The sequence below is a fragment of the Proteus sp. NMG38-2 genome (assembly GCF_020640995.1).
Taxonomy (GTDB): Bacteria; Pseudomonadota; Gammaproteobacteria; order Enterobacterales; family Enterobacteriaceae; genus Proteus.
On record NZ_CP085481.1, the window covers coordinates 3,188,545 to 3,204,061 of the forward strand.

12 protein-coding genes are annotated in these 15,517 nt (G+C 34.5%); 7 read left to right on the plus strand and 5 right to left on the minus strand.

Annotation, left to right across the window (positions count from 1 at the left end; translation table 11 throughout):
* Positions 1–65 precede the first annotated feature (65 nt).
* The 5 genes from LG402_RS15125 to LG402_RS15145 all read right to left on the minus strand — a co-directional run bounded on the left by LG402_RS15125 (position 66) and on the right by LG402_RS15145 (position 4,270).
* Positions 66–1,238, minus strand: coding sequence for an NAD-binding protein (locus tag LG402_RS15125; protein WP_166540909.1), 1,173 nt, complete (start codon positions 1,236–1,238; stop codon positions 66–68).
* 22 nt (positions 1,239–1,260) lie between these two features.
* Positions 1,261–2,346: a linear amide C-N hydrolase gene (locus LG402_RS15130; protein ID WP_109407500.1), complete on the minus strand. Its 1,086-nt coding sequence runs from the start codon at positions 2,344–2,346 to the stop codon at positions 1,261–1,263.
* 237 nt (positions 2,347–2,583) lie between these two features.
* Positions 2,584–3,162 carry a YceI family protein gene (locus LG402_RS15135; RefSeq protein WP_109407501.1) on the minus strand — a complete coding sequence of 193 codons (579 nt, stop codon included), beginning with the start codon at positions 3,160–3,162 and terminating at the stop codon, positions 2,584–2,586.
* Positions 3,163–3,195: 33 nt separating this feature from the next.
* Positions 3,196–3,750, minus strand: coding sequence for a cytochrome b (locus LG402_RS15140; protein ID WP_109407502.1), 555 nt, complete (start codon positions 3,748–3,750; stop codon positions 3,196–3,198).
* Positions 3,751–4,069: 319 nt separating this feature from the next.
* A complete protein-coding gene (locus tag LG402_RS15145) occupies positions 4,070–4,270 on the minus strand; it encodes a hypothetical protein (RefSeq protein WP_109407503.1) in 201 nt (66 codons plus the stop codon).
* Between the two features lie 494 nt (positions 4,271–4,764).
* Here LG402_RS15145 and LG402_RS15150 point away from each other — a divergent pair, with 494 nt between their 5' ends.
* The 7 genes from LG402_RS15150 (at position 4,765) to LG402_RS15180 (ending at position 15,489) form a co-directional block, all read left to right on the plus strand.
* Positions 4,765–5,592 (plus strand): MurR/RpiR family transcriptional regulator, encoded by an 828-nt coding sequence (locus LG402_RS15150; RefSeq protein WP_109407504.1) that lies wholly within the window; start codon positions 4,765–4,767, stop codon positions 5,590–5,592.
* Between the two features lie 222 nt (positions 5,593–5,814).
* The gene (locus LG402_RS15155) at positions 5,815–6,564 is read left to right on the plus strand and encodes a hemagglutinin (RefSeq protein ID WP_166540910.1); all 750 of its coding nucleotides are present in this window, start codon (positions 5,815–5,817) and stop codon (positions 6,562–6,564) included.
* Positions 6,565–6,801: 237 nt separating this feature from the next.
* Positions 6,802–7,293 (plus strand): N-acetyltransferase, encoded by a 492-nt coding sequence (locus LG402_RS15160; RefSeq protein ID WP_166540911.1) that lies wholly within the window; start codon positions 6,802–6,804, stop codon positions 7,291–7,293.
* Between the two features lie 326 nt (positions 7,294–7,619).
* The gene (locus tag LG402_RS15165) at positions 7,620–9,179 is read left to right on the plus strand and encodes a sulfatase-like hydrolase/transferase (protein WP_109407507.1); all 1,560 of its coding nucleotides are present in this window, start codon (positions 7,620–7,622) and stop codon (positions 9,177–9,179) included.
* Between the two features lie 145 nt (positions 9,180–9,324).
* Positions 9,325–10,209, plus strand: coding sequence for an OmpG porin family protein (locus tag LG402_RS15170; protein WP_072069308.1), 885 nt, complete (start codon positions 9,325–9,327; stop codon positions 10,207–10,209).
* A gap of 36 nt (positions 10,210–10,245) precedes the next feature.
* Positions 10,246–12,411, plus strand: a complete 2,166-nt coding sequence (locus LG402_RS15175; protein ID WP_166540912.1) for an autotransporter outer membrane beta-barrel domain-containing protein — start codon at positions 10,246–10,248, stop codon at positions 12,409–12,411.
* 12 nt (positions 12,412–12,423) lie between these two features.
* Positions 12,424–15,489: a chondroitinase family polysaccharide lyase gene (locus LG402_RS15180; RefSeq protein ID WP_227335857.1), complete on the plus strand. Its 3,066-nt coding sequence runs from the start codon at positions 12,424–12,426 to the stop codon at positions 15,487–15,489.
* Positions 15,490–15,517: the final 28 nt, after the last annotated feature.

Genomic DNA, 15,517 nt, shown 5'->3' on the forward strand with positions numbered 1-15,517 from the left:
TTAAGATGCATTTTAAATACATCTTATGGTAATCATTATCGTTCGTAAAGATAGTTTGAACAAAATTATGATTTTAAATATTTGTTTAAAAGCAGATCTGTCACATCTGATGAAGAAATAGATTCACCACATAATACCTTCATCATAATTTCTTTACCTAACGACGCTAAAGAAAACAACATATCAGGACGTAATCGACTGATTTTATCTCTATTTTCATCCTGATTAATAATAGTAATTAACTTGGCATCAACATTAGAACATTCTTGGATAGTGAGTAGGATAAAGGTATTTTCAGCGTCACTTTCAGATAAAGTTGCTACCCAGCTGGCTTTCGCAATATTAGCGGATTCAAGTGTTTTAAGGTTAGTCGGATCACCTTCAATAATATTTGCTTGTGCATCATAAACAGCTTTACTTTTATCAGTACAAATCGCAATAACTGGTTTTCCCTGCTCTCTTAATCCTTTTTCTAATTGTGATGCCAGTGCCGAAGATCCAATAATAATAAAATGATTATGCATTTTAGCGATCCTTTTCTTAACAATCTCACGAGTCCCTCGAGCAAGAAATCCCATGACATAAACAATGGATGTGGTAAAAACGGTTATTCCCAAGATCACAACAGTTAGTGTAAAAATACGTGCATTTGTACTAATTGGCACAATATCGCCAAATCCCAATGTCGTCATACAGACAATAGAAAAATAAAATGCATCCATCAATGTTGTAATATGAGGCCTGAACTCATTCCCAATATAAAGGCTTCCTAACATTGAGAATAACAGCAAAGAAAGGATACAGATAAAAGCCACAAAGCCAGCACTAGTTAAACTATGATGTGGAAAGGCTCGCCAACTGATTAATAATCCAACCACCAAAGCAAAAGAAAAGTAAGCCTGAAAACCAATTTGCTGGTAAACCGCAACATCAAGAAAAACAATGGTAGCTAATAAAATAATAGAGACACACCATGCGATCCTTGCACCTAAATACATAAATATTGAAAGCAAGATCAACGCACAAGCTAACATCACTTTAGGTATATCAAGAAGCTTTAATACACCCAATGATTTAAGCCATGCAGAAAAACCGTGTATTTCCCAATCCAGATAAATACCACGGGACAACAAGATTGAATAAATGATAAATATACCATTTAAGATAAGTAATAAAGACATCATCTTTCTTGTCACTTTAGATGTCTCTATCACATTTAGTATTACGGATAATTTCATATTAGGTATCGTGAATACTCGACTAGTTATTTAAAGGAATATTATCTAATCCTTGAAATTTAAAAGGCTCTGCTGGTTTAAAATGGCTTGTTGCATTAGCTGAATAAATGATTGATTGCTCTTCACCTAATGATAGCACCATGACTTTCCCGCTTTCCTTTGAAAAATCAATTTCCTTTAAATTAACCCAAAAGGTATTTGGTGATAATGCTGATTCGAAAAAATATAATTGATTCTTATGATCAGCCACCGTTCTCCAGCGTGTAGATGAGATTTCAGGCGATTCAACGGTACTTAATCCATAAGGAACAGAAACATTTCTGATCACACCAAAAACACTAGCAAGCGATTTTTTACTCGATTGAGCCTTAGGAATAGCATTCACATAAAAAGAAGCTCTGGCAAAACGATCAGATGCACGATTTGTTCCTGGTAACATCACGGTTCCGCCAATTTGTTGCCAATAACTATTTAATGCTAACTGCTCTGAAAAAATAGGCGAGTTCGTCATCACTTGATACTCTTTGCTGTGATGAATTACTTGTTTGCCGTTGATATATTCAATAATGGCACTATCACCTGTAGCATCCGAAAGAGAAAGATGTAACGTTGCCATTCTATCCTGTCCTGGCACTTTATCCGTTAAAACAATAAAAGGTTCACTTTCTAATGCTGTCACGGCTTCTTCTACGGTAGCAAAATTATCTAGCACATACTGAGCCCATGCTGAAATCGAAATAGCTGGTTTTTCTTTGGTATAAGCTGGGTAATCTGATTCTGCCAACCATAATAAATTAGCAACCAATCCCTTTTCATTCATACCATCTGTTGTTGAAATATCATAACCGGATGCAACAACACTTCCATATTTAGATGTCCATTTAATTGAATTATCACCCGCCTCTCCTGAACGTTGCATACCTTGTGGAAATATCCATAAATTGGTTCCAATATCGTATTTCCAATCCATTGAACGAGCTGTAATAACTTGATTATTATCACCTAAATAGACAAGCCGAGTACACGCATCAACCTCTGACACTCCTGCTGTAAAAAAAGCAGAAATAAGCAGAGTACCCAAAAAAGTATGACGTAGTTTTTTCATTATTGACTCTTTCCCGTTAAATGAATGGATGAGATGGCGAAAATTTTTCTTTTTTTATCCTTACATAAAATAGATTAGCTAATAAATAGACTTTTATTAACTGTATGAAAAAATAAGAACTATTGCCTAAGTATAAAACAACTCACCTTAATTGCGCATAAAAAAACCGATACGCTAAGGTATCGGTTTATAAATTATCTAGGTGATAAGAGGCTTTATTGCCCTACAGAAAGCATTTAATTACGCTTTTTTTACACCTTCAACTGAGATAATTAGTTCAGCTTCTTGTGATTTTGGCCCTAAATCTGATTTAATATTAAACTCTTTTAGGTTTACTTTACCTGTTGCTTCAAAACCAGCACGGTAACCTTTCCAAGGATCAGTCCCTTCGCCAATTAATTTTGCATTTAATGATACTGGCTTAGTCACACCATTTAATGTTAAATCACCAACCACTACATAGTTCTCACCTTCACGAGTAACGTTGGTTGATACAAATCGTGCTTCAGGATATTTGCTCACATTAAAGAAATCAGCACTGCGTAAATGTTTATCACGTTCAGCATGATTTGTGTCTAAGCTTCCAGTTTTGATCACAACATCAACTTTATCTTTTGATGGATCTTCTTTGTCATAACTAAAAGTACCATCAAAATCTTTAAATGTGCCATATAACCAGCTATAGCCTAAATGTTGGATACGAAACTGTACAAATGCGTGCTGACCTTGTTTATCAATAGCATAATCAGCTGCTAAAGCAGTGCTCGCATTAAATAACAACGCACCTGCGGTTAAACCCAATAAAGCTTTCTTAAACATGGCTATCTCCATAATTTTGTTTTATAAATTTAATTATTTAGTTCGCATTCCTAGCATGCGTTTTAACGTTACATCTTTATCAATAAAATGATGCTTTAAGGCACCAGCCATATGTAATAGTGATAACAAAACAACTGACCATGCTAAATAAAGATGAATATCACCTGCTAAATCTGCTTGTTCGGCTTCCCCTGTAAAAATAGCGGGCACAGAGAACCATTCAAATACAGATATCGCTTGACCATCAGCAGTGGAAATTAAATAACCGCTAATGAGAATGGAAAATAAAATTAAATATAAGAGCATGTGCGCGATATGGGCACTAATGCGAGTAAATTTACTGTAGCTTGCTAATGCTTTAGGTGGTGGCGATATCCAACGCCATATCACACGTACTATCAGAATAATAAATAAAAGAATACCGATACTTTTATGTATTTCAGGTGCTGAATGATACCAACTATCATAATAACCTAGCGTCACCATCCATAATCCTAAAGCAAACATACCGTAAACAGTAAGTGCTGACCCCCAATGCAAAAGGAGTGACAAGTGCCCGTAGCGAGAAGTGTTATTTCGCCATTGCATAATAAAAACCCAATAGTTTCTAATTCATTAAAATAATGTTATCTAGTTTAGTGTATTGGGAATAAAATGTTAGTCCATAATTCAACAAATAATTTGCTTATCTTTATCAATAATAATCAATAAGTAATAAGCTCTTATTAGTCACTTAGTTGATTATCTAATCAATAGTATTGTTGAAATCATCGCTTATGGGCAAAATAGAATAAACACATTGCTGATTTATAACACTCAATAACAGAAGAAAATATAGAGAAAAACAATGCCTAAAAATAAGATTTATACAACTATTGTTCAACCTTCATAACAATTGTATATTTACTTATCCTAAATTAGAACTAATTAAACAAAATACAATGATAATTAAAGGTACAGTAAAAAAAACAGATAACCAACGCATTTCACGTACAACACCAAAAATAATTCCCACAATACATACAAAAAAAATAACAGGCATCATTTCTGAGTAGTGATCATGAAAATAGTGCATTAATAAATTAATCCACGAATGATCGTTTTGCATATAAAAATTTCAACCAATATAAGTATATTTAAATTAAGATAGTGATAAATTACTATCATTAACAAATAAAACAAGTGTTGTATTATGAATATCAATCATTGCGCACAAAGATATTAAAACACTTCAATCTTCAATTTACAACAACATCAATAATAAAAAATATCATTCTAAGTTAAATTAACAATAATATGAAATGAAATAGGTTAAATAAAACAAAATCGAATAAATAGAAACGATATTGTTATTACCCCAACCTTAACAAAATGAAATAATAATTTCATTTAATTTCAAATAAAGAAAATTAATTTCGATAAGTGATAATAAAACTAATAAAGAATAAATAAAATAGAGTTTTAAACATCAAATAATTACCTTTAGTTTATTCATTTACTTTGAATTAACTCTATATTTCATTTTAATTGCTATTAGCTAAAAACATTCAATTTCGACTCAAAAAACACTACAATTACAGCAGTATTTTTATTGAGGGCACTATGTCTACTGCAACAAATCTGAATGAACTACAGGAACAAGTTCGCTCCCGCTATAATGGATTAAGTAAAAGGCTACAGCAGGTTGCACATTATCTACTTGATAATAAAAACAGTGTGGCATTTGATACAATTGCAATCCTTGCAGATAAAGCAAATGTTCCTCCATCGACATTAATTCGTTTTGCCAATGCGTTTCATTTCAATGGTTTTAATGAAATGAAACAATTATTTCAACATCACTTGATGAATGAAATGGTAAATGAAAATGAAAATTTAACTTATAAACAGAAATATAAAGAGGAACCACCTAATCTGAATGAGCCTGCCTACATTTTGCAAGAATTTGCACAAGCAAATAGCCATTCATTGCAACAATTGGCAAATCAGACTCACAGAGAAATGTTAAATAAAACATTACAATTACTCGAATATGCTGAAACAATTTATATTTGTGGATTTCATCACTCATTCAGTGCTGCGAGTTATTTTTTTCATGCGCTCTCGCACATTCCTTGTGAAACTGTCTTTGTAAACAGCTTAGGAGGAATGTACAAAGAGCAATTGAGAAATATTACGCATCGGGATGTGCTTTTTGGCATTCATTTCCATCCATACTCAGATGAAATGCAAAAAATGTGTGAGATGGCAACATATAAAGAAGCTAAACAAATTATTGTTACAGACAGTCCCATTAGCCCATTGGCGAGTTTGAGTGACGTTTGTTTAACGGTAAAAGAAGCTCAAATAAAAACCTTTCGCTCTCAAACATCAACAATGTGTTTGCTACAAGCGATTTCTGTTGCTTTTGCCTTTAGGAAAAAACATTAGTTAACATTTATCCAAAACTGCATTTTAATAAAAATGCAGTTTTTTATTTAATAACTTATCAAATATAATTTGATTTAAAAATAATTAATAATACATTAAAAAATATATAATTTTATTTAAAACTATTTTTAAGAGTAATTCCAGAATGTTTTATTTGTGATGAAAAAAACAATCATTTAGCATTGATTTACGCCAAAAATTCCTTTCAAAGGGTTAAATTAAATGTTATTTAAAAAGTTATTTTTATTCTTTATATTATTTCCTTCATTTTCTTATTCAAATGTAGACTCAACAAAAGGAAAAGAAGAAATACCTATTATCGTTAACATCCCTGGTGTTTCATTAGGTGATAATAGTAATGCTTCAGGTAATGGTTCAATTGCCATAGGTGTCAATAGCCAAGCTAAAAATACACACTCTGTTGCTATTGGTCATAATGCATTAGCCACAGAAGAAAATACGGTTTCATTTGGTAACACTGAAAAGAACCATACATCTCGATTAGTTAATATTAGTGATGGTAAAAATAATACAGATGCCGTCAATCTTATCCAGACTAAAAAAATGGTAGATAAAAACAGAATAACAACAAATAACGCCATCAATCAGCTAAAAAGAAGTATCAGTACAGATATTAATGATCTCAAAACTCATGTTAATACGTTTGATCAATATTACAGGAAAAGACAAGCTGAAATCACAGACTCGGTTGCAAATTTAGATAAAAAAATCATCGCATTAGAAAAGAAAGTATTTGCAGGTATTGCCTCATCTGTTGCAATGACGAATATTCCTTATCTTAGCCATCACACCTTAAGTGGGGGAATTGGTATTAGTAATTATCGAACTGGTACGGCTTTTGCCGGAGGCATACAATATAAACCTAATAACGACATTGCATTTAGATTAAATTCGTCAATAAACAGTGAACAAGAAATCATTATCGGGGGTGGTTTAGCCTATGGTTTCTAATTACATCTATTTTCTATAAATAAAGAATAAAAATCATGTTATTAATTAAGCAGTAATAAATATATTCTATTGCTGCTTTTATTACATTTCTTTCAAAAAGAGATTTTTTAGATAGTCAAAATTAAATAACCGCACTTAAATTAATAAATTTATCTTTAGCATTATTAATATGTTTTTGTATTATAAAATATTTTTTATATACTAAGATTATAATTTAGCATAAAAAGGAATAAGAAAATGGATTATATATTTCGAAAAATGACATCTAAAGATATCAGTTCAGTGGCAACATTATTACAGTCAAATTCAGAATCTCAACAAGGCGGATTATATGGTGAATATCCCCAAAACAAAGTTGAGGCAATGTATCAAAGTAGTACAAATACTATTGTTGCACTTAATCAAGAAAATATCGTTGCGGTTGTTTTCAGCTTCCCTGTCACATCATTCTCAATTCCGCCTATTGCTCAAGAAATTAATCGACGCTTTCCAGAGATAACACAAAATAATTGGTTTTATGGTCCAGTCTGTATTGATAAATCACATCGAGGAAAATCACTATTAAGCGATCTTTACCAACATATTTGCGCTTTATATGGTGGACATCCTATTGCATTTGTTAATGGTGATAATATTCGATCTCTAAAAGCTCACCAAAAGTTAGGCATGAAGATAGTTAAAAGCATTGAGTTTAAAGGAACATCTTGGTGGGTCATAAAGGGACAATGAAAACAAACGAAAGAAAAAGACTTACACTTTCTGTTATCCAACTTTCTAGCTAAAAAATGAAACTTTAAGGTATTTTTGCAACCATCATCACAAAACAACAGATATCATTTAAAATCAATTAATTATATTGTTTTGTAAAAAGTTAATCTATTCTTAACAATATTCCAACTCCTATTTTAGCTGTCAAATTGCTTACAATTTGACACCATTCTGTGATCTCCCTTTCAATTCTTGATCTTTCGTTAACTTACTTTTTGATCTTATGTAAAAGTATAAATAAGATAAAAGACACCAATTCGAAAGTAAACGTAAAATAGGAGGAAGCAATGACTGTTTCCCGCAGAACTTTTATAAAAGGGCTTGCAGCCAGCGGAGCAGCAATGACTGTTTCTACCCCTGTTATTGCTAATTCAGGAAGCACTGCCTCTAACACGCGATCTCGTCCGGAAAACGCCCCTAATCTATTAATTGTTTTTCCTGATGAAATGCGGGCACACGCATTACAGTTTATGGGAGAAGATCCCTCAATTACACCAAATCTGAATAAATTTGCGAAGCAAGCCAAAGTAATGACACAAATGGCTTCAAATTACCCTCTTTGCTCTCCTTTCCGCGGCATGTTTATGACTGGGCAATACCCTGTTCGCAATGGCATTACAGGAAATGCACATGATTATGGTGGCAAAGTAGGTATTGATTTATCTCCTTATGCAAAATGCTGGTCTGATGTTTTAAAATCACTCGATTACAGCACTGGCTATATTGGAAAATGGCATCTTGATGCACCTTACGAACCATTTATTGAAAGTTACAATAATCCAATGGAAGGTCGTTATTGGAATGAATGGGCAGCTCCTGATAGACGTCATGGTTTTGACTTTTGGTATTCTTATGGTACCTACGATTTACATTTAAAACCTATGTATTGGGCAAACGATACACCTCGTGATAAACCAATTTACATTGATCAATGGGGGCCTGAACATGAAGCTGACATGGCAATCAAGTTCCTCAAAAATGAAAACAATCAATTTAGGGATAATTCAAAACCATTTGCATTAGTGGTTTCAATGAATCCACCGCATTCGCCTTATGACCAAGTACCGAAGAAATATCTCGATGCTTATCAAGGTAAAACGTCTAAAGAGCTCAACACTCGCCCGAACGTACAATGGGAAAGTGAATACCAAGAAGGCTATGGACCTCAATATTTCAAAGAATACATGGCAATGGTCAACGGTGTTGATGAGCAATTTGGTCGCATCGTCGATGAATTAGAAAAACAAGGCCTTGCAGATAATACTCTCGTTGTTTTCTTCTCTGATCATGGTAGTTGCTTAGGGTCAAATGGGCAGGCAACAAAAAATAACCCTTATGAAGAATCCATGCGTGTTCCTATGATGTTTCGTTTACCGGGTAAAATCAAACCAGGATCTGATGACGCACTAATGTCAGCGCCTGATATTTACCCAACTATCTTAGGGCTACTTGGCTTATCCGAATGGATACCTGATTCTGTCGAAGGCAGTGATCTTTCAGACCGAGTGGTCACAGGCAAAGGCGACACAGCAAACTCGCAGCTTTATCTTTTTATTCCTTATGGAGAACCTTCATTTGGTAAACGAGGTGTCAGAACCAAAACTCATACACTGGTTATCGATAGACAAGATGGTCATCCATTGAAATATACCTTATATGACAATGTGAATGATCCCTATCAAATGAAAAATATTGCCAAAGACAATATGCCTTTAATTGAGAAATTAATTAAAGAAGAATTAACCCCTTGGTTGGAAAAAACAGGAGATTCTTGGCGCGCCTCTGAATTTATTACGGCAACAACCAATAAATTAAATAAAACAATATCGACATGTAAAGAAAAATAATAAAAATATCTGCGCCATTATTTTATGGCGCTATATATAAACCCAATTCGCTTATATAAAAATCCTTTTAATAGAATAAAAGGAAAGACGTCCTACACCTAAAAATTGACATTAATAAAAGCGAATAAAGAATTGGATATATACCATGAACAAACTTCGTATTGCTCTTTTCTTACCTCTTCTTGGCTTAGGTTTAACTTCTTTTCATTCTCAGGCAGCTAATGTCAACGCCATGTTTTCTTGGGAAACAGCAGATTACGACACACCCAATAACTATGCTGGTTATCGTGTTGATTTTAATATTAATCCAGAAAAATCTAACTGGTATTTCGATGTTGGCTTTCGCCAACGTGAACATGATAATAAAAACCGCTACCAACGTTATGATTTACAAGGTAGTTATCGTTTTAAATTAAACAATGGTTGGATCCAACCTGGTTTAAAAATCCGCCAAGATCTCACTAATTATGATAACGGCAGTCGTTTAACTATTGATTTTTATGAATCAAAAACCAATTACCAATTTCCAATTAATAAAGATTGGGTTTTAACAGGTAGTGTTTTATTTGGCTTACAAAAGAAAGAAGACAAACGTAGCAATGGTGTCACAAATACGGATTATTTAGGCTGGGAAATTGAACCTGGTCTACGTTATTTTGTTACCCCTAATATTAATACTACTGTTGCTTATTTTGATGGTGGTAAGCAAGCAATACGACATGAAGAATACGACACAAAAGAAACAAACCATAATCAACAATTACGTATGTATGTGAACTGGACAACACCAATAGGATTAATAGTTTCTCCATCAATGCGTAAATCTATTTTTGGAAAAATAGAAGATAGAACAAATAAAGGCGTTTATATCGAAAAAGATATGACACGTTATACCCTACAAATGGCATATCAAATATCACCTCAATGGCGTGTCATGACGGAATATTATAATGAACGAGTTGAAAATAAAAATGATGGTAGTAAATCGACTCAGGATTATTTCAAAGTTTCATTCCGAGCAACATTCTAATAATTAAAATCATATAATTGTTCATGGAGTTATATTGTGAAAAATAAAAAATTGTTATTTTTGAGCGCTGCTATTTTATCAGCTATTTATGGTTCAGCATGGGCGACAGAATGTGATCCTACTTTAAATATCTGTGAAACGGTTAATGTTAATGACGGTAATACGGCTCAAATAAATAAAGATGTTACGGTTTCTCAAGGTGATGGTGTTGTATTTAATGGCTCATCAACAGAATATAAAGCTCAAGCAATCACAAAAAACATTACTGTTACTGGTGATGGCGCAAGTGGCCTTAAGATAAATCAAGGTGCTTCTTTTAGCAGTAATATCAACCTAAATGGCGCTAATGTGACTAGTGAAAATGGCACAGCCATATTGGTTGAAGGCGATTTTCCTAAACGAGGTACTGGCGTTTATGTAAGAGACGGTGCCATTATTCGTGGAAAAACCGCAGCCATTGATTTTAGAACACTAAAAACAGGTTTTAGAAGTGATGTAAATGGTGAGATCCACGGCGATATATTAGGAAATGGTCACGCAGATACTAAAATAAACTTTGCATATCAAGGTGGGGCTCAAAACGCCTTATTTGATGGATATCAAATCACGGGTGTTCCATTAATTGAAAACCATGGCAATTTAACTATCCAAGGAAAAGATAAAACGATTCATTGGGAAGGTAATTTCATGAATAAGGAAAATAGCCAGTTAATTTTCCGTCTCGATGATAATACCAATACTGATGAAACCATTCTTCATGTTGACGGTGATGTCACTTTTAAAAAAGGCAGCCAAGCCAAATTAGATTTTAAAGGCACCAGTGTCGATAACATTATAAATAAAGATATTATTTTGATTTCTTCCAATTCAGCGATTAAAGATGAAGCTGGAATTACGGTTACTGACGCCAATGCCATTGCACCAGATGTATCTCCTTTATTAGAAAAAACAGATTCATGGTTAGAAACTACACCGCCTAATATTAGTGGTGGTGTTAGCGGTAATCAATTAGTTGCACGTTATGGCATTAGCTATGAAGGTGGTAATAACTTTATTAGTGCTGCTGAACGTGGTGGCGTCAATGAAAATGGATTAACAGCAGCTAATTTTATTATTCCAACTGTTTTAAATGAATTTAATAATACCCGTAGTCAAATTTCAGATGAGGCTTTGAGTTTATTAGTTGCAGCTGGAAATGACGATAATAATATTGCTGCATTATCAAATGATTTAGCCCCTATTGCTGATGGCAGTGATATTCAAGCGGGATTAATCATGGTTGAAGATATGCGCAATAATATCGCACATCGCTATTTACGCTATGATAACCAATTGCCAATTGAAGAAAGAGAAGCTGGCTGGAATAGTTGGGCCAATTTACTGTATGGTTATGGCACACAAAGCAATCAGGGTGGAATTAACGGTTACAACACTTATCGTACTGGTATTCAAATCGGTACTGATTATGAAATTAATCAAGATGCTCTTATTGGTGTTTCTTTTGCTTATAACTACGCAAAGGCTGACGCCAAACAACGTAACGCAAGTAAAGAAATTAACCATTTTGAATTTATGCCTTACACCGGTTGGTATAGTGACACATTATTCCTAAACGGTAATTTAAATATTGGTTATTACACTGTCGATAGCGAACGAGATATTGGTGATAATACTGGATGGGAAGGAAATACCAAAGCAAAAGGTGATTATTCTGGTGTGCAATTAGGTTATCAAATTAACGCTGGAACCTATTTTGATTTTGATTTCATCTATATTAAACCGATGCTGACTTACCAATATCAATGGCTCAATATTGATTCTTGGGAAGAAACAGGCTCCGCCTTATCTATGCGTACTTATGGCCAACGATATGCTGTTAATCAATTAGGTGGCTCTGTTGCTTTATGGAATAGCTATCAAACTGCTTATGGAAAATTAACCCCATCCCTTAATCTTCGTTATTTCAAAGATATCGCAGGTGACAATAATATTAATCAACGCCACAGTCTGACTTATTTTAATACTGGAGGAGATACCTTTGATATTAAAGGAAATACTGTTGGTGGTGACATTATTAGTGCGGAATTAGGTGCCAATCTCGATATCACTCAATCATTAAATTTAGGCACAACGATGGGCTATCAGCGTTATGACAAATTTAATGAAGGACGCATTGGTTTCACTTTTAGCCAGCGTTTCTAAGGAGAAAAAATAATGCCGATATTTCGTTTTACTGCACTTGCAATGACATTGGGGCTATTATCAGCCCCTTATAACGCAATGGCAGCCACCAGCAATCCTGCATTTGATCCTAAAAATCTGATGCAGTCAGAAATCTATCATTTTGCACAAAATAACCCATTAGCAGACTTCTCATCAGATAAGAATTCAACACTGACGTTATCTGATAAACGTAGCATTATGGGAAACCAATCCCTTTTGTGGAAATGGAAAGGTGGCAGTAGTTTTACTTTACATAAAACGTTGATTGTCCCAACAGATAAAGAAGCATCTAAAGCATGGGGGCGTGCATCTACACCCGTTTTTTCATTTTGGCTTTATAACGAAAAACCCATTGATGGTTATCTCACTATCGATTTTGGGGAAAAACTCAATTCAATCAGTGAGGCTCAAGCTGGATTTAAAGTAAAACTAAATTTCACTGGTTGGCGTGCAGTGGGTGTCTCTTTAAATAACGATCTTGAAAATCGTGAGATGACCTTAAATGCAATGAATACCTCCTCTGATGGTACTCAAGACAGCATTGGGCGCTCTTTAGGCGCTAATGTCGATAGCATTCGCTTTAAAGCCCCCTCGAATGTTGGACAAGGTGAAATCTATATCGATCGTATTATGTTTTCTATCGATGATGCTCGCTACCAATGGTCTGATTATCAAGTAAAAACGCGTTTATCGGAACCTGAAATTCAGTTTCATAACGTACAACCTCAGTTACCGGTGACACCTGAAAATCTAGCTGCAATTGACCTTATTCGCCAACGTTTGATAAATGAGTTTGTTGGCGGCGAAAAAGAGACAAATCTCGCACTAGAAGAAAATATTGGTAAGTTAAAAAGTGATTTTGATGCTCTTAATATTCACGCTTTAGAGAATGGCACAATACAAGGGCGACACCTGATCACAGACAAACAAACTATTATTTACCAACCTGAAAATCTCAACCCTCAAGATAAACAACTATTTGATAATTATGTCATTTTAGGTAATTACACAACATTGATGTTTAATATTAGTCGGGCTTATGTGCTGGAAAAAGATCCCTCACAAAAAGCTCAACTAAAGCAGATGTACTTATTAATGACAAAACACTTATTAGATCAAGGCTTTGTTAAAGGAAGTGCATTAGTCACAACCCATCACTGGGGGTATAGTTCTCGTTGGTGGTATATTTCCACATTACTAATGTCTGATGCTCTAAAAGAGGCAAACTTACAAACTCAAGTTTATGATTCATTGTTGTGGTATTCACGAGAGTTTAAAAGTAGTTTTGATATGAAAGTGGGTGCAGATAGCTCCGACTTAGACTATTTCAATACCCTATCTCGTCAACACTTAGCCTTATTACTACTAGAGCCTGATGATCAAAAACGTATCAACTTAGTTAATACCTTCAGCCATTACATCACTGGCGCATTAACTCAAGTACCGCCGGGTGGTAAAGATGGTTTACGCCCTGACGGTACTGCGTGGCGACATGAAGGCAACTATCCAGGCTACTCTTTCCCTGCCTTTAAAAATGCCTCTCAACTTATTTATTTACTACGTGGTACCCCATTTTCAGTAGGTGAAAGTGGTTGGAATAACCTAAAAAAAGCGATGGTTTCAGCGTGGATCTACAGTAATCCAGAAGTTGGATTACCTCTTGCTGGAAGGCACCCTTTTAACTCACCTTCGTTAAAATCAGTCGCTCAAGGTTACTACTGGCTTGCCATGTCTGCAAAACCGTCTCCAGATAAAACACTCGCGTCTATTTATCTTGCAATAAGTGATAAAACACAAAATGAATCGAAGGCTATTTTTGGAGAAACTATTGCACCAGCAGCGTTGCCTCAAGGTTTCTATGCCTTTAATGGCGGGGCTTTTGGTATTCATCGTTGGCAAGATAAAATGGTGACACTGAAAGCTTATAATACCAATGTTTGGTCATCTGAAATTTATAATAAAGATAACCGTTATGGTCGTTATCAAAGTCATGGTGTCGCTCAAATAGTGAGTAATGGTTCGCAGCTTTCACAGGGCTATCAGCAAGAAGGTTGGGATTGGAATAGGATGCCAGGAGCAACCACTATTCATCTTTCTCTTAAAGAGTTAGATAGCCCTAAACCTCATACATTAATGCAACGTGGCGAGCGTGGATTTAGCGGAACATCTGCCCTTGATGGTAAATATGGAATGATGGCATTCGATCTTATTTATCCTACTAACCTTGAACGTTTTGATCCTAATTTCACTGCGAAAAAGAGTGTATTAGCCGTTGATAATCACTTAATTTTTATTGGTAGCAATATAAATAGTAGTGATAAAAATAAAAATGTTGAAACGACTTTATTTCAACATGCCATAACACCAACATTAAATACCCTTTGGGTTAATGGACAAAAAGTTGAGACCTTTCCTTATCAAGCAACACTTAAACAAGGTGATTGGTTAATTGATAGCAACGGTAATGGCTATTTAATTACGCAAGCTGAAAAAGTAAATATTAGCCGTCAACACCAGACTTCGGCTGAAAATAAAAATCGCCAACCAACAGAAGGAAACTTTAGCTCGGCATGGATTGATCACAGTGTTCAACCTAAAGATTCCAACTATGAGTATATGGTCTTTTTAGATGCTACTCCTGAAAGAATGGGAGAAATAGCACAAAAATTTCGTGAAAATAATGGGTTATATCAGGTTCTTCGTAAGGATAAAGACGTTCATATTATTCTCGATAAACTCAGTAATGTAACGGGATATGCCTTTTATCAGTCTACTTCAATTGAAGATAAATGGATCAAAAAAGTTGATAAACCCGCGATTGTGATGACTCATCGACAAAAAGATACTCTTATTGTCAGTGCTGTTACACCTGATTTAAATATGACTCGCCAAAAAGCAGCAACGCCTGTCACCATCAATGTCACGATTAATGGTAAATGGCAATCTGCTGATAAAAATAGCAACGTAAAATATAGCGTTTCAGGTGATAACACTGAACTGACTTTTACCAGCTACTTTGGTATTCCACAAGAAATCAAACTCTCACCACTCCCTTGATTTAATTAAAAGGAACGCTCTTGCGTTC

Coding starts and splice junctions, on each gene's coding strand:
- LG402_RS15125 (WP_166540909.1), bottom strand. CDS start 1,238: ATGAAATTATCCGTAATACTAAATGTGATAGAGACATCTAAAGTGACA.
- LG402_RS15135 (WP_109407501.1), bottom strand. CDS start 3,162: ATGTTTAAGAAAGCTTTATTGGGTTTAACCGCAGGTGCGTTGTTATTT.
- LG402_RS15140 (WP_109407502.1), bottom strand. CDS start 3,750: ATGCAATGGCGAAATAACACTTCTCGCTACGGGCACTTGTCACTCCTT.
- LG402_RS15145 (WP_109407503.1), bottom strand. CDS start 4,270: ATGCAAAACGATCATTCGTGGATTAATTTATTAATGCACTATTTTCAT.
- LG402_RS15150 (WP_109407504.1), top strand. CDS start 4,765: ATGTCTACTGCAACAAATCTGAATGAACTACAGGAACAAGTTCGCTCC.
- LG402_RS15155 (WP_166540910.1), top strand. CDS start 5,815: ATGTTATTTAAAAAGTTATTTTTATTCTTTATATTATTTCCTTCATTT.
- LG402_RS15160 (WP_166540911.1), top strand. CDS start 6,802: ATGGATTATATATTTCGAAAAATGACATCTAAAGATATCAGTTCAGTG.
- LG402_RS15165 (WP_109407507.1), top strand. CDS start 7,620: ATGACTGTTTCCCGCAGAACTTTTATAAAAGGGCTTGCAGCCAGCGGA.
- LG402_RS15170 (WP_072069308.1), top strand. CDS start 9,325: ATGAACAAACTTCGTATTGCTCTTTTCTTACCTCTTCTTGGCTTAGGT.
- LG402_RS15180 (WP_227335857.1), top strand. CDS start 12,424: ATGCCGATATTTCGTTTTACTGCACTTGCAATGACATTGGGGCTATTA.